This is a genomic window from Nocardia rhamnosiphila NBRC 108938 (genome assembly GCF_000720425.1).
Taxonomy (GTDB): domain Bacteria; phylum Actinomycetota; class Actinomycetes; order Mycobacteriales; family Mycobacteriaceae; genus Nocardia; species Nocardia rhamnosiphila.
Genome location: NZ_JOAJ01000005.1, coordinates 301,272 through 325,067, shown reverse-complemented (window position 1 = coordinate 325,067; position 23,796 = coordinate 301,272). Strand labels below are relative to the sequence as shown.

The window sequence follows — 23,796 nt, the reverse complement described above, 5'->3', positions numbered from 1 at the left end:
TCTCGAGTCCCCGTCACTGGATATTGACGTCGACGCTGGCCGGCAGGTCGATGCGCATGAGCGCGTCCACCGTCTTCGGCGTCGGGTCGAGGATGTCGATCAGCCGCTTGTGCGTACGCATCTCGAAGTGCTCGCGCGAGTCCTTGTACTTGTGCGGCGAACGGATGACGCAGTACACGTTCTTCTCGGTCGGCAACGGCACCGGCCCGACGACCCGGGCCCCGGTGCGGGTCACCGTTTCGACGATCTTGCGCGCAGACGCGTCGATCGCCTCGTGGTCGTAGGCCTTGAGCCTGATGCGGATCTTCTGTCCCGCCACGCTAAGTGTCCTTTTCTCCGCTTTCGTCCGTGATCCGGATACCGGCTAGGGCGTCCGTACCACCTTCATTTGCACAGCCCGAACACACGATGACGTCTCAGTGGAGACCACGACCAGGGTCAACCCAGTCCGTGCCGCTGTTCATCTGTCATGGTTCTCCGGTCCACGCGGTCGGGCGTGTCGCCCCTCCGCTCATTCCTCGGCCCCGGCAGAAAACTTCGATCGTGGCCTTCGGAACTGTGTCCCGGACGTACCCACATCGGCGAACGATGAGGTACTCGCTGGTTTTGCTCACCCCGCCCGGCCTGGTCGTTTCACAAAAACAACCGCCTCCCGGGGCAAGGCAACCCGAACAGTATGCACGAGCCCCCCGAGGCGTTTCAAATCGGGGTCCGCCGAGGTCCGGCGCTGCGGCCACCATACCGCGCCGCCGCTATCTTACCGATGAGTAAGATAGCGGTATGACGAACGAGACCGGTACCTATCGCGGCTGGCGCAAACTGCCGGACAACCCCTTCGGCCACGGCCTGTTCTCCCTCTCGATGGTGGCCCGGGTGCCGTACTTCGCCACGGTGCTGCCCCGGGTGGTCCGGCTCGAACCCGGCCGCTGCGAGGTCAAAGCTCCCAAATGGTTCGGCGTGCACAACCATCTGGGCACCTTCCACGCCATCGCCGCCTGCAACCTCGCGGAAATAGCGATGGGCATGCTGAGCGAGGCGACGGTCCCCACCACCCACCGCTGGATCCCCAAGGCGATGCAGGTCCAGTACCTGACCAAAGCCACCACCGGCCTGCGCGCCGTCGCGGAACTCACGGAGGTACCCGACTTCGCCGCGATCACCGAGGGCCGGGACCTGACGATCCCGGTATCGATCTACGACAAGACCGGCAAGGAAGTGGTCCACGCCGAGATCACCACCTGGGTCACCCCGAATACCTAACGATACGCGCGCCCGGAAGGGCGGGTGTGGACTTCCCGCGGCGGAGCCGAGGGGAACCGATGACTCACCGCCATCGGCGAGCGCAGCAGGGGAGCCCAGACACCACAGCACTGCGGCGGAGAACCGACAGCGTTGCGGGACCCTCTACAAAGTCGGCTACCCCCGAGGCCGCCTTTCCATAAGGTGGCGTTCGTGTGCGTCTCCATCGATAGAGCAACATTCAGGGGCACCATCGTCTATGTCGGAAGAGTCGATCACCCCTATCACGGGGTGATCCATGTTCTCGGGTACCAGAACACCGTCGCCGACCTCGCCGGCGGCCCCAACGCCATGCTCCTGCACCTGCCCGCTGGTGAGATCATGACGCCGGACAACTTCATTTCGGTCCGGCATCACGGAGACGTCCTGCAAAGAATGGTGGATGCACTGGATCCACCCGCAGCGAACGCCCCGGAGGACGATGATGTCATCTGGATGGATTCCGGCCCGGAGGTCTCCATTTTCGAGCACGATGTCTACACGGTGCTGCTCGCGTCCTCCCCGCAGCGGATCCCCGAGGTACTCGATCGCGTTCCTCGACGCAGGAGGCCTGCACTTCGCTCCGAGCTGTTCACCTTCTACGCTGAACACTTCCCGGACCACACGATTGCGTTGTGCTGCTTCGACAATGCGGAAGCCGAGCAGGCCAAGCCACTGATGTTGTGGTACAAGCCCGCCGACCCCGACCGGTTCGTCGCTCCCGCCCTGGACTCACACACCGGTGGTGCGCCCCGTCCGGGCGATCCCGTACCTGTCGATCATTGGATCCTGTTCGGCAGCGATGAGGCCCCACCGGGATGGGGTCGCCAGGTCGACTATCCGGCCGACATGTCCCCCCGCGGTCTACGCTCCTATCTGCCGGACACGGTGATCGGCCGCTACTACGGCGAGGGTCGGATGCTGCCCAATGGTGACTTCGCTATCGACCACAGCGATCTGTTCCTCGACGACCCCGAAGACCGCATCCGGCGGGTCCGGCCCGATGCCGATTGCCCTCCCCTGCCCTCACCCCGTTGAATGCAGTACATGGCAGACAGCGTGGTCCGTGAGTTCGATATCTGTGTGGTCGGGCTGGGCCCGTCCGGGCGGGCGCTGGCCAACCGGGCCGTCGTGGCCGGTCTTCGGGTCGCCGCCGTCGATCCCCGCCCGGATCGCCTGTGGCCGCCGACTTTCTCCTGCTGGATCGACGAGCTTCCGGACTGGTTGCCGCACAGTGTGATCGCGAGCCGGATTCCGGCACCGGTGGTCTGGACGACCTCCGAGATCAAGATCGAGCGACCCTATTGCGTGCTGTCCAAGCCGCTGCTGCGCGACGCGCTATCGCTCGACGACGCCCAGGTGTACGCGGGGCGGGCGGTGCGGGTGGACGCGCGCGAGGTCGAGCTGGCCGACGGCACGGTGATCCGCGCGGCGGTGGTGGTGGATTCGCGCGGGATGCCGCCGCTGGGCGACCGGCGCGCGGCCAGCGCGCACGGGATCTTCGTGAACGCCGAGACCGCGGCGCCGATGGTCGGGGAGGGTGAGGGCCTGCTGCTGGACTGGCGGCCGGAGAACGGTGCCGGACCCGACGAGCCGCCGTCGTTCCTGTATTCGGTGCCCCTCGGGGACGGCACCGTGATCTTCGAGGAGACCAGCCTCGGCCTGCGTGGCGGGATGCCGCAGCACGAACTGCGCAAGCGCACTCTCGCGCGGCTGGCGGCGCACGGTATCGAACTGACCGGCACGGAGCCGAGCGAGGCCGCGCACTATCCGCTGGACACCCCGCCGCCGAAGAACGGGGTGGGAAAGGTGGTGCCCTACGGGTCGCGCGGCGGGATGATGCACCCCTGCACCGGCTACAGCGTCGCCGATTCGTTCGCGCTGGCCGATACCGCGGTCACCGCGATCCTGGCCGGCGAGGACCCGATCGCCGCGCTGTGGCCGTGGCAGGCCCGGCTCACCTACTGGATGCGGATGCGCGGCCTGTGGGGATTGGGCCGGTTGACCACCGAGCAGTCGATCGCCATGTTCGATTCCTTTTTCTCCGCCTCGCCGCGGGGACAGCGCGCCCTGCTCTCGGCCCACGACGATTACGCGGCGCTGGGCGCGGTCCTGTTCAACACCGTCTCGCACACCTGGCCGTTCCGCTGGCGCTACGACCTGGTCGGCTGGACGAACCGCGACCGCTGGGCCGGCTACCCGTTCGCACCGGCCACTTCCGAGACGCGGTCCTCCGAGTCCCGGAAGTAGCCGGCCGCGATCAGCCGCTGCGCTCGGCGGATTTGCGGTAGCCGCGGACCGCGGGATAGCCGAACACCAGGATGGCGCCGACCACCCACAGCAGGGTGTCGATGAGCGGTTCGGCGACCGGACCGCCGAGCGACAGCCCTTTCATCGCTTCGATGGCGCAGCTCATCGGCTGGTTCTCCACCGTCGACCGTAGCCAGCTCGGGTAGGCGAAGACCGGGACGAAACCGGAGTTGAAGAACAGCAGCAGGTTCATGAAGATCGCGACCAGCTGGACCAGCAGCGGGCCCTCGGTGGAGGCCGCGAGCGCGGTGATGAAGACGGCGAACGCGAGCCCGAACAGGATCGGGATCCCCATGAGTCCGAGTGCGGCCCACGGCCCCTGGTCGAAGCGGAATCCGAGGGCGAAACCGACGGCGATGATGATGACCGTGGTGATCGAGATCCGGATCACCTCGGCGAACAACCGGCCGGTCAGGCTCGCCGCGCGATGGATCGGCATGGTCCAGAACCGGCCCAGCAGCCCGGTGGCCTTCTCGACCTTGAAGCCCAGCGCGCTGACCACCGCGCCCGTCATCGCCGCGACGAGGGTGATCATCGGGACAGTGCCGTAGATGGCGGGCTTCCCGGTGAAACCGGAGATGGAATCGTCGAGCACGATCCAGAACATCACCAGGGTCAGTGCCGGGTACACGATCGTCTGAATGGTGGTGGCCGGATCGCGTAGCCAGGCCGTCAGCAGCCGTTTGCACTGGATGGAACTGTGTACCGCCCAGACCACCAGCGATCGCTCGGACCGCGGCTCGACCCGGGGCAGGTCGAGCGCGGCGATATGGACCGGCAATTCTTCGGTTCCGGTCGCCGTGGGTCGTTCGATAACGCTCATGCTGTGTCCTTTGGTCATGAGCGAGGGCCCTCCATGGTCACGCTCCGCTACCGCCTCCGGGCCTGACTCCCTCATGAGCGCCTCACACTCGCCCAGACCGCGAACGGGGTGAATACCGCCGCCGCACCGACCAGCCAGAACACTCCCACTCGCAGTACCTCCCAGGTCACCCCGTCACCCGCCATATCGCGCAGGGCGTAGGCGAACTGGGTGATCGGCTGATTGCGCACGAACGGCCGCACCCATTCGGGGAATCCGGTCTCGGGCACGAAACCGCACGACATCATGCCGAAGATCAGCGTCGGCAGGGTGAGCGCCTGGCTCAGCGAGGCGGGGCTCTTGGTCAGGCTGCCCAGCCCGTCCGCGCCGACCGCCAGCACGGTGCCGACGGCGAGCGCGAAAGCACAGAAGCCGACGGTCTGACCCCAGCCGGCGGTGAACTCGAAACCGATGAAGTGACCGTAGATCAGGGCCGCGGCCAACGATACGACCGAGCGGAACAGCCCCGCCGCGATCCGCGAGCCCAGCGGTACCAGCATGCCGATCGGCATGGTCTGCAATCGGGTGCTGAATCCGGTGAGCGCCTCGACGGCGGCCAGCTGCGCATTGGACATCATGGTGAACGCCATGGTTTGCAGCACCACGATCGGCATGACGAACTGCGCGTAGTCGATGCCCTGGAACTGCATCACAAAGCGCAGCGGGAGATAGAAACCGAGGGTGAAGACCAGCGGCATCACGATCGCGGCGATCATTTCGCCTTTGGTGATCATGGTCCAGACGACGCGTCCGGTCAACGCCCGCCACTGCGCGAACACGGACACCCGCGGCTGCGGGAGGTCACCGAACAGGTCGCGGCGGGATACCGCGGGAGCGCTCATGATGCACCTACCAGGCATGAGCGAGAACGGCGATCGGTCAACACACCGACGCGGAGGCCGCAGCGCAGGCGAAGGTATCGCACTACCGCCTCCGGGCCTGACCCGCTCATGCCGGATCACCCGGCCGGCCGGTACCGCCCGAGTGCCCGGTGATGGAGAGGAACACATCGTCGAGGGAGGGGCGGCGCAGCCCGATATCGGCCAGAGTGATGCCGGCGGCATCCAACCGCCGCAGCGCCTCGGCCAGCGTCGGGGCACCGTCGGGCGCCGGGATGGAGAGGCGTTCGGCTCCGGCGAGTTCGGCGGCGACGGCCGGCGGAACCAGGTCCCCCAGCGCGGTGGCGGCCCGGGCCAGCTGGGTCGGGTCCAGCGGGACGACCTCGCAGTAGCTGCCGCCGGTCTTCTCCTTGAGTTCGTCGGCGGTGCCCTCCGCGATCACCGTGCCCTTGTCGATCACGATGATGTTGTCCGACAGGACGTCGGCTTCTTCCAGGTACTGGGTGGTGAGCAGCACGGTGATGCCCTGCTCTTTCAGCGCACTCACCAGATCCCAGACACCTTGCCGGCTGCGCGGGTCGAGACCGGTGGTCGGTTCGTCGAGGAACACCACTTCGGGCCGGACCACCAGGCCGCAGGCGATATCGACCCGCCGCCGCATCCCACCGGAATACTGGCGAACCGGGCGGCGACCGGAAGCGACCAGGTCGAACTCTTCGAGCAACGCGTCGGCGCGCTTACGCGCCGTCGATTTGCTCAGGCCCATCAGCCGGCCGAACAGTTCCAGGTTCTCCCGGCCGGACAGGTTTTCGTCGAGGGCGGCGTACTGGCCGGTCATCATGATCGAGCGACGCACCCCGGCCGGATCTTTACGGATATCGTGACCGGCCACCACCGCGCTCCCGGAATCGGGACGCAGCAGGGTGGACAGGATCTTCACGGTGGTGGTCTTGCCCGCGCCGTTGGGTCCCAAAACGCCGAGCACGGTGCCGCGGGCGGCCGAGAAACTCACCCCGCGCAACGCCTGCACTTCACCGAAGGATTTGGTGATGCCCTCGACGCGGACGGCGTCCGCCCAGGCGGGGCCGGCGCCGTGGGGGCGAGGTGCGAGCGCCGGCGCGGCACGACCGTTCCCGTACTCCGATATCTCGGCGCCGGGGGTGCGGGAATGCACCGATCGAAACGGTGGGGCATTCTCGCCGGCGGCTGTCACGGCTTCGTTCGAAATCGGCATCAACTCTCCACTATCGGCCTGATCGGCGGGCGGGGTGACCGGCGCATCGGTATCCCCCTGGATGATCCCTGGCGCCGGGCGCGATGTTACCGGCTGCGGAATAGGCGCCGGAGCGCCGCCTTTACCCCATACCGGGTCGAACCAAATGTGCCTTTGCTCACAGCGACGTCGCGGCCGGTCATCCACCCTGGTCGGCGGTGCAGGGACAGTCCATGGGCAGTGCTCGTACCTTGTCGGCGCTACGCCACCACCATAATCTGAGTGCCATGGCCGATACCGCGCAGCCCGAGGTGGCGGCGCGTTCGGGAGGACCCGGCCGACCGAGCGTGCTCACATCCCACGACCCCCGCACCGGCGAGGTGGTGGGCAGTTATGCCGTTGCCGGCCCCAGCGAACTCGAACGCGCGGTCCATGCCGCGCGCACGGTCGAGGACTGGTGGTCGACAGCGGGTTTCGGAACTCGCAAACGACTCCTGCTGGAGTGGAAACGGGTTATCGCGCGCCGGGCCGCGCAACTGGTGGAGATCCTGCGCGAGGAAACCGGCAAACCCGAGGCCGACGCGGCGATCGAAGTCATGCTCGCCGTGGAGAATCTGGACTGGGCGGCGCGCAATGCCGGTCGCGCGCTGAGCCGGAAACCGCTGGCCTCCAACTGGCTCACCCGCAATCAGCGGGCGTCGGTCGGCTATCTGCCGCTGGGTGTGATCGGCGTCCTGGGGCCTTGGCAGAACCCGGTTTTCACACCGATGGGCTCGATCGCCTACGCGATGGCCGCGGGCAACGCGGTGGTTTTCAAACCGCACGCGGTGACCAGCGGCACCGGGTTGTGGCTGGCCGAGACCTGGCGCGAGATCGCCCCCGACCGGCCCGTGCTGGCGGCGGTCACCGGCGACGATTCGACCGCGGCCGCGCTGTGCCGCGCCGGGGTCGACAAGATCGCGTATGCGGGGCCGGAAGCCGAAGGCCGCGAAGTGATCTCGCTGTGCGCCCAGACCATGACCCCGGTGGTGGTCGAGAACTCCGGCAAGGGCGCGATGATCGTGCACGTCGACGCGAAACTCGACGATGCCGCCGACGCCGCGGTGTTCGGGGCCATGGCCAATGCTGGCCAGAACGCGACCGGCGTCCAGCGGGCCTACGTCGCGGCCTCGGTCTACGACCAGTTCCTCGAGCTGGTGGTCGCGCGGGCCCGCGCCCTGAAGCCCGGCGCGGACCGGCGGTCGTCCTACGGACCGATGATCCTGGAATCGCAGACCGAGGTGGTGCGCAAACAGGTCCGCGACGCCTTGGCGCGCGGCGGACGCGCGGTGGTCGGCGGCCTGGATTCCATCCGTGAGCCCTATGTCGAGCCCATCGTGCTGGCCGATGTACCGGAGGAGAGTGTCGCCATCACCGAGGAGGGCATCGGCCCGGTCCTCATCGTGAACAAGGTGCGCGATCTCGACGACGCCGTGGACCGGATCAACGATGCCGGCCGCGGTATCGCGGTCTCGGTGTTCACCCGCGATATCGCCGAGGTCGAGGTCTACGCCGAACGACTACGGGTCGGGGTGGTCACGGTCAATACCGCCACCACCTACGCCAGTATCCCGGCGCTGCCCTTCGGCGGGATCGGCGAATACGGGCAGGGGCACAGCCACGGCGTACACGGACTCCGCGAATTCAGCCGCACCCTGTCCATCGCCCGCAACCGGTACGGAGAACCGCTGGGCCTGTCCAGCTTCCACCGCAATGTGCGGCGACTGCGGGTGGCGCGCACGGTATTCCGGTTCCGCCACGGCTGACCGACGGCTTCGGTGTTCCGGACCCAGCTGGATGGTGTCGTCTTCACCCAGACGATTCACGCGCCAGAGAGGCGAGCCGATCCCACGCGGGCGAGGTGCTGCCGACCGACCCGGTCACCAGTCGGAGCAGCTCCGTATCCAGGGCGGGGATCGTACGGCCCGGCTCGCCGTCCCGGCCCGCCAGCCAGCGCACGGTACGCCTCGCCAGGTCCGGCAGCCGCGGGTCGGCGGGTGACATGTCGAACGCGGCATCATGCTCGAGATACAGGGCGCCGAACTCGGGATCGTCGAGGGCATCCAGTTTGTCGGCGACCCAGTCCGCCGCCTGCGCCGGCGCCACCGAATGCAGCAGGATCCAGATATCGCGTTCCATCCGCACGGCGCGTTCGCTCGCGCCCAGCCGCCGCAGCCGATCGAGATATCCGGCAACCTCTGCCGAGACGAAAAGCCGGTCGCCCCTGTCCAGTTCGGTGAGCCGGGCCCGGGTGCGCCGGATCTCCGCGGCGCGTTCGGCGAGCCCGGCATCGATCTCGGCCAGCGCCGCCGCGAACTCACCGGGACCGGCGGCCAGCAACTCCTTGATTCGCGCCAGCGGTACTCCCGCCTGCGCCAGCGTCCTGATCCTGACCAGTTCGACAGCGTCCTCGGCGCGGTAGCGCCGATAGCCGGAGGAATCGCGCGGCGGCTCGGGAAGCAGGCCGCGTTCGTGGTAGACGCGCACGGCCTTGGTCGTCACACCCGCGTACCGCGCGAGCTGTCCGATAGTGATCACGGTTGTTCCCTTCCGACGCGATCCGTTCCGTCACCGGGCTCGGCCGAAGAACCGGCCGGCGAGGTCGATTCCCACCACGGCACCGGACTCGTCCCGGGTGAAGTACCCGCGCTGTCCGACCAGGCCACCGGCCGTCACGATGTACTCGTCGGCGTCACCGGGCAGCAGGCCGAGGGCCGCGGGCGGCAGGTCGGGCGGTAGTTCGGTATCCGCGGCCGCCCGGATCTCGGGTTTGATGGCGCAGCCGATCGTCAGCGCCGAGCCGTCGGTTTCCAGCGTCAGCCGCATCATCTCGTTCTCGTAGGTCCCGGTGATCTCGGCGGCCCGCGCCGGGGCGTAGGGCAGCGGATCCGGGTCGTGTTCCACCAGCCCGAGAAAGTGCTCCAGCGTCCACCGCACCGCCGCACGATCGAACTCTAGACCCGCGTCCGGCCCCGCATTGGACATCACGGCCACGGCGAAGTCCCGCTCCGGCACGAGCAGCAGCTCGGCGAACTGCCCGTTGCCCGATCCGCCGTGCCCGATGGTCGCGACACCGTCGACCTCGCGCAGGAACCAGCAGGTGCCGAATGCGTCACCCAGCGTGCTGCCGCGGAGTTCCACCGTCTGCTCCCGCATCCGGTGCAGCGAGCCGGCGGTCATGATCCGGTCGCCGTCGGCGGTCCGGCCGTCACCGAGATGGAACCGCGCCCAGCGCAGCAGATCGCCGACCGAGGACACCAGCCCGCCGCCGGGGTTGTTGGCACGGTTGTCCTTCCACTGCGCGGCCACCGAGAGATCGCCGGTGTCCCCGGTGTTGTGACCGACCGCGAACCGCCGGGTCATCACCTCGTTGTGCAGATAGCCGCTGTGCGTCAGCCCCAGTGGCTCGAGCAGCAGGGCCGCGACGGCCCGCTCGAAGGTCTGCGCGGTGACGTTCTCGACGATCCGGCCCGCCAGGTTGAAACCGGCTTGGCTGTAGGACGCCCGGGCACCCGGTTCGCCGACCAGTGGCGCCGTCGCGAGCAGTTGCGCGTGCCGGGCCAGGGCGTCCTCGCCTTCCCCGCTATCGGCACTCAGCTTCCATTCCAATCCGGCGGTGTGGTTGAGCAGCTGCGCCACGGTGACCGCACGTGCCGCGACACCGGGCCCGGCGAATTCCGGCACATACCGCCGCACCGGCGCGTCCAGCTCCACCAGCCCCTGATCGACCAGTCGCAGCAACGCGGTCGCGGTGAACGTCTTGCTGACCGATCCGATGACGAACCCGGTATCGCGATCCACCGGAAGCGGGTGGTCCACACTGGTCACTCCGTGGCAGGCGAAGTACTCCCGGCCCGCTGTCGAGACGCCCACCGCGACCCCCGGCACCCCCAGCTCGGTCGCCGCCGCCGCGACGAATGCGGCCAATTCCTGTTCGATTTCGCTCATAGAACGATGCTCGAACCTTACCCCTGGGGCAAGGTCAAGCCCTTCTCCTGAATCTCGTCCTCGGCCGAGCCGTTCCCGCGACTTCGAGGCGCTGAACCGGCGCCGAGCTCCCACGCCGCGCGGCGTCCCACCCGGGCGCGCGACGCCGATCAGACCGTCGGAGAACCGAGCATGGCCGCCATCATGAGGGCATGCACCCGGGCCATGTGCTGAGGCCGGGAATCGAAACGGATCAACCGGCCCACATCGATGACCTGGCCGATCGCCGAATGCACCCGGAAGCGCGCCTCGATCGGATCACCGTCGAGCAGATTCGCCCATTCGTGCACGTTCTGCCGCTGGATGGCCCGCAGTTTGTGCTGTTCGGCCGGTGGCAGATTCGGGAATTCCGCGTAGTACACCGGCATGATCTCCGGCATGGTGAAACTGAGCCGGACGTAGCGGTCGGCGATCTTGTCCACCGCGTCGGCACGGCCGCTCGCCTCGGCGAGCGCCTCGGTGATGGCGAAGGCCAGCCGGTCGCCGGTGCGGTGGAAGGCCGCCGCCAGCAGATCGGATTTACTGCTGAAGTAGCGGTAGACGCTGGAGGCGTTGATACCGACCGCCGCGCCGATCTCCTCGATACTGGCCTCGTGGTAGCCGCGGCGGCCGAAGATCCGGATCGCCTCGGTGAGCAACTGCTCCCGTTTGGAGGTCACCGGCAGACCGCGCGGGGTGTTGTCGGGTTCGCCGGCGCCGGGGGCGGGCGGAAGTTCGGTACGCACGATCGACCAGGCCATATCGTGCAGCAGCGGCAGCAGTTTGGCACTGGACAGAGCAGTCCGATGGGCCGAGATACTGCCGATCACGCTGAGCACGGCGGCGGCCAGCAGGGCGATGTCCTCAGGTGGGGCGTCCGGGCGGAGCTGCGCGATCGGCGCGGCCAGCGTGTCGTTGATCTCGTTGTAGAGCGTGCGGATGCGGGCACGGTCGGGCTGCTCCAGATAGCGGCCCTCCCACCGGTACAGACCGGCCTCGCGCCGGATCTCGATGGTGTGCTCGGCGACCGCCCGGATGAGGGCGTCGAGACGTTCGTCCGGCTTCGCTTCCGGCTCGTCCGCGGCCCGGGCGGCCTCGAGCAGTTGCCGGGCGCCTTCCTCCGCGGCGGCGACCAGCAGGGCGTATTTATTGGCGAAATGGCGGTACAGTGCGGGGCCGGAGATCCCGACCTCGGCCGCGATCTCGTCCACACCCACCGGGTAGTAGCCACGTTCGCTGAAGGCCCGGGCCGCGGCGCGCATAATCTGAACCTTGCGGTCCTTGGGTCGGCGCCGCCCGCCCTGGCCGTTGCCACGGTCGGCCGGACGCACGCGCGCCGGGTCCACCCGGCTGCTATCCGCGACCATGCATTCTCCGTTCGCCTCGGCGGCGCCGCCGATGTTGACAGCGCCCGACAAGTCAACCTAAGTTAACCACAATTCGCAACGTTAACCGCTATTCGCCACCCGGTCGGCACCGGACGGCACTCGATGGAGCGCGCATGGTCAACACAGATTCCCCCACCACGCAGCCGGCGGGTTTCTCCGCCGTGCAGGACGGCCGGGTACTGCGGGTCACTCTCACCAAGCCCAAGCGCAAGAACGCGCTCGACTACGACTCGCTGGTCGCCCTGGGCGACACCTTCCTCGCCGCCGCGCAGGACAAAGCTGTGCGGGTGGTCGTGCTCACCGGCGACGGCGGCGACTTCTGCACCGGCGCCGACCTGGCCGCCAGCGCCGAAGAGGGCGCCCGCGGCATCACCCCCGACCAGGTGATGGACGCCGCCAACCGGCTCGTCCGCGCCATCGTCGACCTACCGGTACCGGTTATCGTCCGCCTCCGGGGCGCGACCGCCGGGGTCGGGGTCGGTATCGCGCTGGCCGCCGACCTGGTCTACGCCGAGGCCGACTCCTACCTGCTGCTGGCGTTCATCAATATCGGCCTGATGCCCGACGGTGGCGCCGCGGCGCTGGTGGCCGCGGCCGCCGGCCGTCCACTGGCCGCGCGGATGGCACTGCTCGGCGAACGCCTGCCTGCCCCCGCAGCCCGCGCCGAAGGCCTGCTCACCGAGGTCCTGGCCACCACCGAGGAACTGGATGCCGCCGTCGAGGCCGCCGCCGAGAAGGTCTCCCAGGGCCCGCGGCGGGCCCTCGAACTCACCAAGAAGGCACTGAACCGCGCCACCCTCGGCGCTCTGGACTCGGCCCTGGCCGACGAGAAGGCCGGCCAGGTGGAACTGCTGCAGTCCCCCGACTTCTTCGAGGGCGCCGGCGCCATGCTGGGCAAACGCAAAGCGGTCTTCGCGGAGTAGGCGCGACCCCGACGACGAACACCCGCTCTGCCGATGGCAGGGCGGGTGTTTCCGTGACCGGGGAGCGGCCGGATGGGATATGAAAACGCCCGTGCCGGGGCGGCGCACGGCCGCCCCGGCACGGGCGTGAGAAACAGCGGTGGGGCTAGATGCCCAGGCCGCGGGCCAGAACCGGCCAGGACACCTTGAACTCGTCCTCCCAGTAACCCCAGGAGTGGGTACCCGAGTCACGGAAGTTGAAGGTGGCCGGAATACCGAGGGAATCCAGCCGCGTCTTCAGGTTGTGGGTGCAGAAGTTGGTGCCCGCCTCGATGACGCCGCCGACCAGGATCTGGTTGGCCAGCCCGTAGGAGCCGGGCAGGGTGTGCGGGCCGTTCAGGGTGTCCCAGCGGCCGGGCAGACCGTTACCGGTGGAGACGTAGAGTTCGAGACCGCGCAGCCCTTCGGCGTGCACGTACGGATCGTTCGCGGCCCATTCCGGCGAGCCCTGCGGACCCCACATGTTGTCGGTGTTGCCGCCGCCCCACGTGTTCACGGTGAGCTTCACGAACTCCGAACCGACCGGATCGCTGGTCTGGGCACAACCGCTGTAGGCGGCGGCCGCCTTGTAGAGACCGGGCTTGGCGATCGGCAGGGCCAGCACGGTGGTGCCCGAGGTGGACAGACCGGCGAGGCCGTTCACACCGTTGGTGCCCAGTGCGCCGTCGATCAGCGGCGGGAGCTCTTCGGTGAAGAAGGTCTTCCACTTGTTGCGGCCCAGCGCCGGATCGTCCTTGATCCAGTCGGTGTAGTAGGTCCAGGAGCCGCCGATGGGCTGGATGACATTGACGTTCTTGTCGGACAGGAATTCGAGGGTGTTGGTCTGGGCCTGCCAGGACGCCGAGTCCTCGCCGCCACCCGCGCCGTTGAGCAGGTAGAGGGTGGGCCGGGGCACCGAAGCGTCGGCCGGGCGCTGGACGTCGACGACAATGTCCTTGTCCATGGCCACCGAGTTCACGTACAGCCGCAGATTGCGGTCGTCCTTGTACTCGGCCTTGACGATGCGTGACCCGTCGGGCGCGGTGGGGTCGGCGAGCAGTGTCTTGGACTCGATGATCGGATCCGCCCCGGCGGTGCTCCCACCGAGACCGGTCATCACACCGGTAAGAACTGCCGTGGCCGCGACCATTGCCGCGGCGCGTCTACCGCCACGCCGGGTGAGTCGACGTATCAATTTCACACCTTCGCTTCGTCTCGAATTTTCATCCGGGCTCTTTCCCCACCGCAACAACCGGCTCCAGGACCCGAACGACTCACAGTAACGGGGCATGATTCGTACACCCCGAGAGTTCTGTCCCTGTAGTCGTACTTTGCGGACATATCGTTACCGTAGCGTTGCCCGAAAATCTTGTTCCGGTCGACCGGATCGGAGATTCGGTCGCGACGCCCGATCGGCTCCGGAATTCGGGACACCGCGGAGCGGTTTCAATCATGCCCGCCCCGCCGGGAGCCACTCATGAGCGACCCGCCGACGCGTTCGACACGCCCGAGATATTCCAGCACACCGTCCCGGCGGCGGACCAGGTCCCCCGTCCGGTACAGCCGCCCACCACCACCGGTGGCGACGAACCGCGAGGCCGTCTCCGCGGCGGCGCCGTAATAACCCCGGGCCAGCTGCGGACCGCCGATGTACATCTCGCCGACGGTGCCCGGCGGTACCGGACGCAACTGCTCGTCCAGAAGATACACCCGGTCGTTGGTGACCGGCCGGCCACCGACCGACCCCACGGTGATCACACCCGTCTCGTTGTGGCCGTACCAGATCACCAGTTCCGCGCCGGGCAGCAGCGTGGTGAACCGTTCGACACCGCCGGGCGGGAGCGCCGCGCCGTCCACGACGACCCGGCGCAGGCTCGGATGCGCGGCGCGGCCACCGCCGTCGGTCACCGAATCGAGGAACCGGTCCAGCAGGGACGGGACCACGTGCACGATCGTCACCCTGTTGGCGGCGATCGAACGGGACAGGTCGGCGGCCCGGCCCGGATGGTCGGGCATCAGGATCTGGGCACCGTGGTGCAGCGGCCGGAACAACTCCCACAGAGTGATGTCGGTCACAGTCGGCGCCGCGTGCAGCACCAGATCGGACGAATCGTAGGGATGGCTGCGCTGCGCCCGCCGCAGTCGCTCGACCAACTGCCGGTGCGTGCTCGTGACACCGGCCGTGCCGCCGGGGACGAACCGGATATCGGCGAGGTCGTCGGCTGCGACGGGCGGGAAGGCGGCCGGGTCGGCGGGCAGGTCCAGATACAGCAGGTCGATGGCGACCACCGAGATACCGGTGCCGGTGGTGACGCCCTCGTCCGAGGTGCTCAGCACGCAGATCGGAGCCACCGTGGCCAGCAACTCGTCGACTTCCGCGGCCGGGCGGCCGGGATCGACGGGCACGTATCCGCCGCCTGCGCGCAGTACCGCGCAGACCGCGACCACCAGGTCGATACCCGGTCGCATGGCCACGGCGACCAGGGTCCGGTCGCCGACGCCGAAACGGATCAGTTCCACGGCCAGCGCTCGGGACTTGCGGTCCAGTTCGCTGTAACTGAGCACCCGCGCCCCCTGCCGCACGGCCGGGACCGTCGGAGTCCGGCTCATCTGTTCGTCGAAGAGCGACAGCAGGGTGCTCTGGTCGTCACGTGCGGCCAGATCGACGATCGGAGACATGTAGGCGGTCGTCTCCACATCGGGGATCGGCCGCAGAAAGGTGGTGGGCTCCGGATCGGCGGTGAGCTCGGGATCGGCGGTGAGCTCGGGCCCGGGTGCGGCCGCGGGGGCCGCGGGCTTCGAAGGCTTCAGAGTCCAGTCGCGGGGCTCCGACGACGCCGTCTCGTCCCGGAGGGGTTGCGGGCGGCGCCGCGGCAGGGCCGGCGGGAGCTCGACCGGCGCCGATTCGACCTCACCGCGCGGCTCGCGCCGCGGCAGCGCGGCCGGGCCCGGATCGGCCGCGGTTCCGGCCGATTCCACCGCGGAGCGGGCTCCGCGCTGCGGCAGCGCCGGCGCACTCACCGATTCGGGCTCGGCGCCGGCGGGCGCGGGTCGCGTCTCGGCGGCCGGGCTGCGCACCGGCAGCGGATCCGGTACGGGCCCGCTCTCGGTGGACACGGACTCGGAGAGGCCGACCGCCGGATCGTCGTCGGGCTGCGCGCCGCGCCGAGGCCGGCGCTGCGGCAACGACACCGCTGCCGGCTCGGATGCCCCGGCCGGTTCCGCGAGCGAGCCGCTGTCATGCCGCGGGCGGCGCTGAGGCAACCCCGGAGCCGCGGCGGCTTCGGACGAATCCATCTCTGTGCCGGAGCGTTCCGGTTGGCCCGCGGATGCGGACCGGCGGCGGGGCAGCGCCGGCGGCGGGGGCTCGTCGGCTTCCACCGGCTCGGCGACGGCTCCGCCGCCGTACCGCGGCCCGCCCTGCGGCGCAGCCGAGGGGTCGGGGGCCTGCTCCGATACCGGCTCACCGGCGGGACCATCATCGTGCCGGGACCGGCGCTGCGGCAGGACCCCGGAGCGTGCGGCCGGTTCCGGACTCGCGGCACCGGAGGCCGAATGCGACGGTCCCGAGCCGCGTTGCGGCAGCGAGGCCGGACCTGGGTCCGCCACCGCCGCGGAGTCCGTATCGGGTCGCGATGGACGCTGCGGCAACGAAACCGGATCCACCGTCGCAGCCGAATCCGTATCGGGTCGCGAACGACGCTGCGGCAACGAAACCGGATCCACCATCGCAGCAGAGTCCGCGTCGAGCCCCGAACGGCGCTGGGGCAATGAAACCGAACTCGGATCCGCCATCGCAGCCGAATCCACATCCGGCCGCGAACGACGCTGCGGCAACGAAACCGGATCCACCATCGCAGCCGAATCCACATGCGGCCGCGAACGACGCTGCGGCAATGCGGCCGGTGACGCCGTCGCGGCCGAATCACTCGGGCTCGCAACGGTTTCGGGTTCCCGCGGGAGCGTGGTGTCACGCTGCGGAGATGCGGACGGCTCCGGTTCGGCGGGCGCGCCGGCTCCGCTGACCGGCCGGCGTTGCGGGAGCCCGGCCCCGGCCTCATCGGCGTCCATACCCGGTGCGGCCGTCGCGGGTGTCTCGGTGCCCGGAGTCCGGCGACGCGGCAACCCACCTCGGGCGGGTCCACCGGCCGTATCCGGAAGGGGATCGGCGGCGGCCGCGGGTTGCGCGTGACGCCGCGGTAGCGCGCCGCGGCCCGGCTCGGACGCCGCGGCACCCGGTATGTCGGTGACCGGGCGCAGCAGTGAGGTGACCTCCGCGTCCGGTACGGGTTCGGACATAGACCTGGACTCCGGCTCGGCCGCGAGCTGCGGCTCGGGCCGGGACTGCGGCCCGGACACGGACTGCGGCCCGGACACTGGCGCCGGCAAAGGCGCGGGCGCGGGTTCGGTGTGCCCGGCATCCGGGCGCAACCCGTGTTCGGCGAGGCCGCCGAGCGCGCGGACCCAGTGCTCGGCGAAAGTTTTCACATCTTCGCCGGCCAAAACGTCGGTCGCGTAGTCGAACCTGCACAGCAGGCCGTCGTCGGTGGCGTCGACGGTCAGCGCCAGCGGCACTTCGTCGTGCGGGCCGTCGGTGTGGACCCGGGCCGGGCGCAGATCCCGGTAGCGCAGGGTGAGCCGGCCGGATTCGGCGGCGGCGAATTCGGCGGTGGTCTCCGGGTTCAGGTGACGCAGAAGCGCGTAGCCCGCGCCGCCGTCGGGTACCGACCGGTACAGGTCACGGATCTGGACCAGCGCGCTTCCCGCGGCGGGCCCGCCGACCAGGGCCTCGGTGGTATCGATATCGACAATCCGGACCGACAGCGGGAATTCGGTGGCGAAACCGCCGACGAGGTCGCCGGTGCCGTTCGCGAACGACCGGGCGTCGGCGTCACAGCGCACCAGTGACCCGATCGCGCGGGCGACTTTGCCCTGTGCACCGGTGTGCAGGGCGACGGCGACGGCGGTCAGCAGTACCTCGGGCACGGTGGCCCCGTAGGCGCCGGCCGCCGCGGTCACCGCGGCGGTGCCCTCGGCGGTGATGGCCAGCGAGACCCGGCGGCGGACCCGGAGATCGGCGGTCCCGAGAGGGGCCGCGAGCTGGGCGCCGGCCAGGTTGCGCCGCCACCATCCGGACTCGTCCAGTAGTTCGATCGAGCGGGCGCGCGCGTCCAAGGCGTGCACCAGTTGCGCCAGTTTGCTTTCGGGTGCGGCCGCGGCGGGTTCGGCGCCGTCCCAGCCGGCGATCAGCTCGTCGATGATGATCCGCCACGAGCGGTCGTCGACGGCCAGTCCGTTGGCCACCACCACGAGCCGCCGATCCGGTTCGGTGCCGGTGACGACGAAATGAATATTGCGGCCGGTCACGGGGTCGAGTGCGTCGGCCGCCGCCTGCACCACATCGTCGGTGGCCAGGGTGTTCTCACCGGATTCCGGTCCGAGCCACCAGTACTGGCGTTCGCCGCGCTGCTCGCGCGGTGGAATCCGCAGGACGGCCGGCCGGTCGCCGGTGTCGAGCCGTGCCGACAGCATCGGATGCCGGGCCATCAGCGACCGCACCGCGATCTCGGTCGTGCTCAACGGCCGGCCGGCCGGTAGATCGAGCACCACCGACCGGACCTCGACCCCGGGGACGGGATTGTCCAGCAGCCGGGCGGCGGTGGGAGTCGCGGGCAGTTCACCGGTGGTCTCCGGCGCGGCGCCGGTGAACGCGACCGGCGTATCGGCGGCGGCATCGGTCGAGACGGGTTCGGCCGCCTGCGGTTGCGGTCCCGCCGGTGCGGTCTCCGCGCTATCCCGCGCGCCGGTGGGTTCGCCGCGCGCGTCCGTGGCCCATGGGCCCGGGTCGGGTGGCAGCGGCGCGATCTCGTCGGGGTCCGGTAGCCCGGTCCGATCGGGTTCTCCGGTGCCGGTCGCCGGGATCTGCCCGACGGCCGCGAACGCCGACGGCACCAGGGCCACGGGCAGGGCCCGCGCGAGCTCGGCGCGGATTCGGGCGAGGTCGGGTTCGGTCCCGGCCGGCTCGGGAACGATGTAGGCGACCAGGCGGGCGCCGGGACGCGCGGCCGACGATACGGCCGGGCCGGTACCGCGGGTGAGTACCGCGGCGGCGGCGATACCGGGCAGGGCGCGCAACGCGGCCGCGACCGCGGCGGGGCGGATCCGGTGGCCGCGGAAACCGAACTGGTCATCGGTACGGCCCAGGTAGTCGAGTCGCTGCGGGGTGGTGGCGGTGGCGTCGCGCCATCGCACCATGTCACCGGTCCGGTACATGCGCTGGCCGTAACCGAAGGGGTTGGCGACGAACCGGTCCGCGGTGCCGCCGCGCCGGCCGAAGTATCCGCGGGCGAGCTGGTCACCGGCCAGATACAGCTCACCGGGGACCCCGGGCGGGACCGGCCGCAGCCGCGAATCCAGCACGTACACCCGGGTATTCCACTGCGGCAGCCCGATCGGCACCGACCGATCCGCGGACCCCGCGGCCGGCCAGGAGGTCGCCGACACCGCGGTTTCGGCGGTGCCGTACAGGTTCTGGGCCCGGGCACCGCAGCGTTCCCGCACCGCCCCGGCCGTTTCCGGCGCCAGCGGACCGCCGGTCACGAATACCTCGCGCAGACTGCGCACCGATCCCGGATCGGCGTGCTCGGCGAAGGCGGCGAGTTCGTCGGGCCCGGAATCGGTGACCGTCACCGCCCGCGCGGCGATCGTCGCGGCGATACGCTCCGGGTCTTGCGCCCCGGCCGGGGCCAGGGCGAGTTCCGCGCCGGCGCGCAGCGGCAGGAAAGTACCCCAGAGCGAGGTGTCGCGGGTCGGCGGATTCTGCTGGAGGTAGACGTCGGTGAAACCCATCGGGTACTGGGCGAGCATCAACGTGACCTGGTTGTTGATCGCGCTGTGCGAGAGCACCGCCAGCTCCGGCCCGTCCGGTGCCACCGAGGCGCACAGCAGGTAGGCCGCGTTACCCGGGCGTATCTGCCGGATCAGTTCCTCCGGGCGCACCGGTTCGGCGGAATGGCGGGCGAGATCTTCGGTACCGGTCACCAGGATCGGTGGCCGCGGCCGCGTGGTCGTTTCCACCGCCGCCGCCAGCCGCGCTTCGTCGGCCGGGGCCACCAGCACACAGGCCGGTCCGGCGATATCGATGACCCGAGCGTTCCAGCCGGCCGGATCGTCGGGGTCCAGCGGCAGGCAGATGCCACCGGCGGTCAGCACCGCGTAGATCGCGACCAGCAGCTCGGTGGAATTCCGCAGCGCTACGCCCACCGGTGTCTCGGTGCCGACTCCGGCCTCGATCAGCCGACGTGCCAGCCGGTTCACCCGGGCGTCGAATTCCTGATAGGTCAGTTCGGCTTCCGCGTCGGCCACCGCCACGGTATCGGGGCGGGTGGCGACGGTGCGGCGATAACCGTCGAGCAGCAGATCCGGCGCGACCGGGTACCGGGTGTCGTTCCAGACCACCAGCAACCGATCCAGATCGGCCCGGGACAGCAGGTCGATTTCACCGACCGGACCGTCCGGATCACCGCCGGCGACGGTGAGTACGCGCTGCAACCGGCGCGCGAATTCGGTGACGGTGGCCGTGTCGTACCGGTCGGCGGCGTAATGCAACGCGGCCGCGATCCCGTCCGGTGAACCGTCGGGCGCCCGGTGCGGGTCGATCACCAGCCGCAACCCGCACTCGGCGGACGAATTCGCGATCTCGATCGGCTCGGTCGACAGGCTCGGCATCTCCAGTCGCGGAACATCGTTGTGCCGCAACGAGATCGCCATATCGAACAGCGGCGCACCGATGCCGATCGCGGCGTCCAGGATCTCGAAGGGCAGATCCGCGTGGGCGAACGCCGCGCGATCGGATTCGGCGACCCGCGCGACCAGGTCGAGGAAGGACTCCGCCGGATCGATGCGGGTGCGCAGGACGACGGTGTTGGCGTAGGGGCCGATCGCGTCGTCGAGTTCGCGTTCGTCGTGTCCACGCACCGAGCTGCCCAGCACGATATCGGTGACGGCGGCCGAGCGGGCCAGCAACACCGCGAACGCCGCCCGCACCACGATGAACTCGGAGACCTCGCCCCGGCGGGCGATATCGGCGATCCGGCGATGGGTGCGGGTACCGATCTCGAAACCGTGCACGCCGTAGCCCGTGACGCCGGAGCCGCCGGTGGCGGCCGGAATTTCCAGCCGCGGCGGCAACCCCGCCAGGTATTCGCGCCAGAACGCCAGCCGCGCCGCGGCGAGCGATCCCGGATCGGTGCTGTCGCCGAGTACGGCCTGGCGATTCAGGAAATAGTCCAGATACTGCACCGGCAGCGGCTGCCACAGCGGCCGCGACCGGTTGCGCCGGCCCAGGAACGCTCGCAACAGGTCACGCAGCAGCAGACCGGCCGACACCTCGTCGGCGAGGATGCGGTGGACGACCACCGCGACCACATGCTCCCGCGGGCCGGTCTCGGCCAGCGCGAACCGCACCGGCACCTGCTCGGGATCGGCGACATCGAAATCGGTCCGCGCCAGTGCCTGCAGCCACTCGGCCAGTTCGGCCGGCGTGACCGGTTCGGCGACCACCTCCGGTACCGCCCGTTCCCGCGGCAGCACCACCTGATGCGGTGTGCCGCCGACCTCCGGGTAGACGGTGCGCAGCGTTTCGTGCCGGTCGACCACATCGGCGACGGCGGCCTGCATGGCCGTCGCGTCCAGGGTGCCGGTCAGGGTCATCGCGGCGGTGAAGGTATCGGCGCCTTCTTCGGGAGTGAATCGGTTGCGCTCCCACAGGCGCAGCTGTCCCGGCGAGAGGGGAATGGATTCCGGCCGTTGCGCCGCGGCCGGATGGTCGTCCGAGGCCGCTACCGGTTGCGGTGCCGGAGGTTCCTCCGCATGCCGTGCGGCGCCGGCGGAGTCGGGCCACAGCGGGCTCGGGGCATTGCTGTCCCGGGCGCCGAACGGGAAATCCGAGGCCCCGGGCTCGGGCCGGGTGGCGGGTAGCATCGCCGGGCTCGGCCCCCGGTTCCCCGGCGCGGCCGCACTCTCCGGCGTGTTCTCGTAGAACGCCAGCGCGTCACCGGCCGCCCGGAACGAACTCCCGCGGGCAGGCTGCGCATCGCCCGGCGCCGGCAGTTGCCGGCCGCCGCTGAGCCAGCTGTCGTCCGGATCCGCCGGGTCGTTCGCCTCGGTTCCGGTGCGTCCAGGCTCCGCGGCCCGGGCGCCGCGCGCGCCCAGCGGTTGTGAGCGGTCGGGCATTTCCAGGTAGCCGCGCCCGGGCAGTTCCATATCCCGCCGCTCGGAGGCGAGCCTGCTGTCTTCCCCGGGCAGTCCGCGCGCGGGAGCCGGATCGGGGGCGTCGGGTTCCTGACGGGCCGGGCCGTAGCCGTATCCGGCGAAGGTGTTCTGCTCGGCCGGCTGCTCGGGTTCGGTGTGTGGAAGGCCGGGCTGCTCGGGCGCAGCCGCGGCTTCCCGGATCGGCAGGCTCTGCTCGAAGTCGGCCGGCGATTCGGAAAGCGCTACCTCCGGTTCCGCGGCGGCCTCGACGACGGCGAGCGGCGGTGTATCCGGGTCACCGGCCGTGACGTCCGAAAGCGCCGGTTGGAATGCCGGCAGTTCGACCCGGCCCATATATTCCATCTCACCGTCGCCGGTGCGGCGCACCAGATCACCGGTGCGGAAGAGCCGGGAACCGTCGTCGGCGTACGGGTCGGCGACCAGCAGTTGTGCGGTCCGCCCGGGCCGGCGGTGATAGCCGCGGGCCAGTTGCGGCCCGCCGAGATACAACTCACCCACCGCACCGTCGGGCACCTGCGCGAGCTGTCCGTCCAGGATATGGGCCGTCACACCGCGGATCGGGGCGCCCACGGTGGGCGCCCCGCCGGGGGTCAGCGCGGTACTGATGCTGGTCATGATCGTGGCCTCGGCCGGCCCGTAACCCTGGTACAGCACCCGGGTCGCCCCGCCGGCGACGGGAATCGCCCAGCGCGCCACCTCTTCGGGCGGGCACGGCCGGCGCCCGGCGACCACCACACCCAGTTCGTCGAGCCCCGCCGGATCCATCACCTCCAGTGCTTCCGGCGTCAGGTAGGCATGGGTGACACCGGTGCGACGCAGCAGTTCGGTCAGTTCGTCCGCCGTGGACACCAGCGGGGAGACGACCACCATGGTCGCGGCGCCACCGAGCGCGAGCAGAAGTTCCAGTACGGCCGAATCCGAGGGAAGCGGTGCGAAGTTCAGCGTGCGGTCCTCGGGTTCGACCCGGAACCGGCCCTGCTGTTCGGAGCACAGACCGGACAGACCGGCCTGGGTGACCACCACACCGTCCGGCGAGGCCTCGCCGTCGCTGACGTAGCTGACATAGGCGGGATGCTCGGCCCGCAGCGGGCGGATCCGGTCGGCGTAGGTGACCGGCTCGGACGAGAACTGCTCCAGCGCGCGGGCGGCGCCGACAGTGTCGACCTGCAACCATTCGATCTCGTCGGGGAGTTCGTTGCGAACCCAGGAGACCGCCAGACCGTAGACGGCACCGACATCGACCAGCAGGTGCGCGATCCAGTTCGGCGGATAGGCGGGATCGATCGGCACGAACCCCGCACCCGTCTTGGCCACCGCCCAGACCGCCAGCACCGCGTCCAGCGAACGCGGGATGGCCACGGCCACCAGATCCTCCGGACCGATACCGCGCGCCATGAGCGACCGCGCCAACCGGCTCGACCAGGCGTCCAGATCGGCGTAGCTGACCTGCTCCAGCGGGCCGGTGCCGTCGGCGAGGACGAGCGCCGCACCGTCGGGATTGGTCTCGACAGCGTTCGCGATCAGCTGCGGAAGGGTGGTCACGCGGGGCCGCCGGGTTCGGTGGGGCCGGGTCCGGACTGGCCGCGTCATACCGTTTTCGCCCTCCGGAGGTGGTCACACCGCTGACCGACTACCGCATCCATCTGTCCGCCTCGCCTGCCTATCGCACTTCACCGCCGCGCCCTAC

Annotated in this window: 14 protein-coding genes; 5 read left to right on the top strand and 9 right to left on the bottom strand. The window is 69.8% G+C overall.

Annotated features, from left to right (window positions below; genetic code table 11):
* Positions 1–13 precede the first annotated feature (13 nt).
* Positions 14–319 (bottom strand): 30S ribosomal protein S10, encoded by a 306-nt coding sequence (gene rpsJ / locus IG75_RS0119185; RefSeq protein WP_003938093.1) that lies wholly within the window; start codon positions 317–319, stop codon positions 14–16.
* Between the two features lie 461 nt (positions 320–780).
* Here rpsJ and IG75_RS0119180 point away from each other — a divergent pair, with 461 nt between their 5' ends.
* The 3 genes from IG75_RS0119180 (at position 781) to IG75_RS0119170 (ending at position 3,528) form a co-directional block, all read left to right on the top strand.
* Positions 781–1,260, top strand: coding sequence for a hotdog fold domain-containing protein (locus tag IG75_RS0119180; protein WP_030522700.1), 480 nt, complete (start codon positions 781–783; stop codon positions 1,258–1,260).
* Positions 1,261–1,452: 192 nt separating this feature from the next.
* On the top strand, positions 1,453–2,316 hold the full coding sequence (locus IG75_RS0119175) for a hypothetical protein (protein ID WP_030525839.1): 864 nt from the start codon (positions 1,453–1,455) through the stop codon (positions 2,314–2,316).
* 9 nt (positions 2,317–2,325) lie between these two features.
* Positions 2,326–3,528: a lycopene cyclase family protein gene (locus IG75_RS0119170; protein WP_030525838.1), complete on the top strand. Its 1,203-nt coding sequence runs from the start codon at positions 2,326–2,328 to the stop codon at positions 3,526–3,528.
* Between the two features lie 10 nt (positions 3,529–3,538).
* Here IG75_RS0119170 and IG75_RS0119165 read toward each other — a convergent pair whose 3' ends face one another.
* From IG75_RS0119165 to IG75_RS0119155, 3 genes are all read right to left on the bottom strand, one after another.
* Positions 3,539–4,411, bottom strand: coding sequence for an ABC transporter permease (locus tag IG75_RS0119165; protein ID WP_030522703.1), 873 nt, complete (start codon positions 4,409–4,411; stop codon positions 3,539–3,541).
* Between the two features lie 71 nt (positions 4,412–4,482).
* Entirely contained in the window at positions 4,483–5,292 is an 810-nt protein-coding gene (locus IG75_RS0119160; RefSeq protein WP_030522704.1) for an ABC transporter permease, read from the bottom strand.
* A gap of 106 nt (positions 5,293–5,398) precedes the next feature.
* A complete protein-coding gene (locus IG75_RS0119155; RefSeq protein ID WP_081876985.1) occupies positions 5,399–6,523 on the bottom strand; it encodes an ATP-binding cassette domain-containing protein in 1,125 nt (374 codons plus the stop codon).
* 266 nt (positions 6,524–6,789) lie between these two features.
* Here IG75_RS0119155 and IG75_RS0119150 point away from each other — a divergent pair, with 266 nt between their 5' ends.
* Complete coding sequence (locus tag IG75_RS0119150; protein WP_030522706.1) at positions 6,790–8,307, top strand: aldehyde dehydrogenase family protein; 1,518 nt, start codon at positions 6,790–6,792, stop codon at positions 8,305–8,307.
* A gap of 43 nt (positions 8,308–8,350) precedes the next feature.
* Here the strand turns inward: IG75_RS0119150 and IG75_RS0119145 are convergent, their stop codons facing one another.
* The 3 genes from IG75_RS0119145 to IG75_RS0119135 all read right to left on the bottom strand — a co-directional run bounded on the left by IG75_RS0119145 (position 8,351) and on the right by IG75_RS0119135 (position 11,874).
* Positions 8,351–9,079 carry a MerR family transcriptional regulator gene (locus IG75_RS0119145; protein ID WP_030522707.1) on the bottom strand — a complete coding sequence of 243 codons (729 nt, stop codon included), beginning with the start codon at positions 9,077–9,079 and terminating at the stop codon, positions 8,351–8,353.
* Positions 9,080–9,109: 30 nt separating this feature from the next.
* On the bottom strand, positions 9,110–10,489 hold the full coding sequence (locus tag IG75_RS0119140) for a serine hydrolase domain-containing protein (protein WP_030522708.1): 1,380 nt from the start codon (positions 10,487–10,489) through the stop codon (positions 9,110–9,112).
* Between the two features lie 149 nt (positions 10,490–10,638).
* A complete protein-coding gene (locus IG75_RS0119135; RefSeq protein ID WP_030525837.1) occupies positions 10,639–11,874 on the bottom strand; it encodes a TetR/AcrR family transcriptional regulator in 1,236 nt (411 codons plus the stop codon).
* A gap of 134 nt (positions 11,875–12,008) precedes the next feature.
* Between IG75_RS0119135 and IG75_RS0119130 the strand changes: the two genes are divergently transcribed.
* Positions 12,009–12,818 (top strand): enoyl-CoA hydratase-related protein, encoded by an 810-nt coding sequence (locus tag IG75_RS0119130; RefSeq protein WP_030522710.1) that lies wholly within the window; start codon positions 12,009–12,011, stop codon positions 12,816–12,818.
* Between the two features lie 145 nt (positions 12,819–12,963).
* Here IG75_RS0119130 and IG75_RS0119125 read toward each other — a convergent pair whose 3' ends face one another.
* Positions 12,964–13,953, bottom strand: coding sequence for an alpha/beta hydrolase (locus IG75_RS0119125; protein ID WP_030522711.1), 990 nt, complete (start codon positions 13,951–13,953; stop codon positions 12,964–12,966).
* 329 nt (positions 13,954–14,282) lie between these two features.
* Complete coding sequence (locus IG75_RS37420) at positions 14,283–23,699, bottom strand: AMP-binding protein (protein WP_081876986.1); 9,417 nt, start codon at positions 23,697–23,699, stop codon at positions 14,283–14,285.
* Positions 23,700–23,796: the final 97 nt, after the last annotated feature.

What these genes read in the sequence shown, in the direction of transcription:
- IG75_RS0119180 (WP_030522700.1), top strand. Translation starts at nt 781, where the DNA reads ATGACGAACGAGACCGGTACCTATCGCGGCTGGCGCAAACTGCCGGAC.
- IG75_RS0119170 (WP_030525838.1), top strand. Translation starts at nt 2,326, where the DNA reads ATGGCAGACAGCGTGGTCCGTGAGTTCGATATCTGTGTGGTCGGGCTG.
- IG75_RS0119165 (WP_030522703.1), bottom strand. Translation starts at nt 4,411, where the DNA reads ATGAGCGTTATCGAACGACCCACGGCGACCGGAACCGAAGAATTGCCG.
- IG75_RS0119160 (WP_030522704.1), bottom strand. Translation starts at nt 5,292, where the DNA reads ATGAGCGCTCCCGCGGTATCCCGCCGCGACCTGTTCGGTGACCTCCCG.
- IG75_RS0119155 (WP_081876985.1), bottom strand. Translation starts at nt 6,523, where the DNA reads ATGCCGATTTCGAACGAAGCCGTGACAGCCGCCGGCGAGAATGCCCCA.
- IG75_RS0119150 (WP_030522706.1), top strand. Translation starts at nt 6,790, where the DNA reads ATGGCCGATACCGCGCAGCCCGAGGTGGCGGCGCGTTCGGGAGGACCC.
- IG75_RS0119140 (WP_030522708.1), bottom strand. Translation starts at nt 10,489, where the DNA reads ATGAGCGAAATCGAACAGGAATTGGCCGCATTCGTCGCGGCGGCGGCG.
- IG75_RS0119135 (WP_030525837.1), bottom strand. Translation starts at nt 11,874, where the DNA reads ATGGTCGCGGATAGCAGCCGGGTGGACCCGGCGCGCGTGCGTCCGGCC.
- IG75_RS0119130 (WP_030522710.1), top strand. Translation starts at nt 12,009, where the DNA reads ATGGTCAACACAGATTCCCCCACCACGCAGCCGGCGGGTTTCTCCGCC.
- IG75_RS0119125 (WP_030522711.1), bottom strand. Translation starts at nt 13,953, where the DNA reads ATGACCGGTCTCGGTGGGAGCACCGCCGGGGCGGATCCGATCATCGAG.
- IG75_RS37420 (WP_081876986.1), bottom strand. Translation starts at nt 23,699, where the DNA reads ATGACGCGGCCAGTCCGGACCCGGCCCCACCGAACCCGGCGGCCCCGC.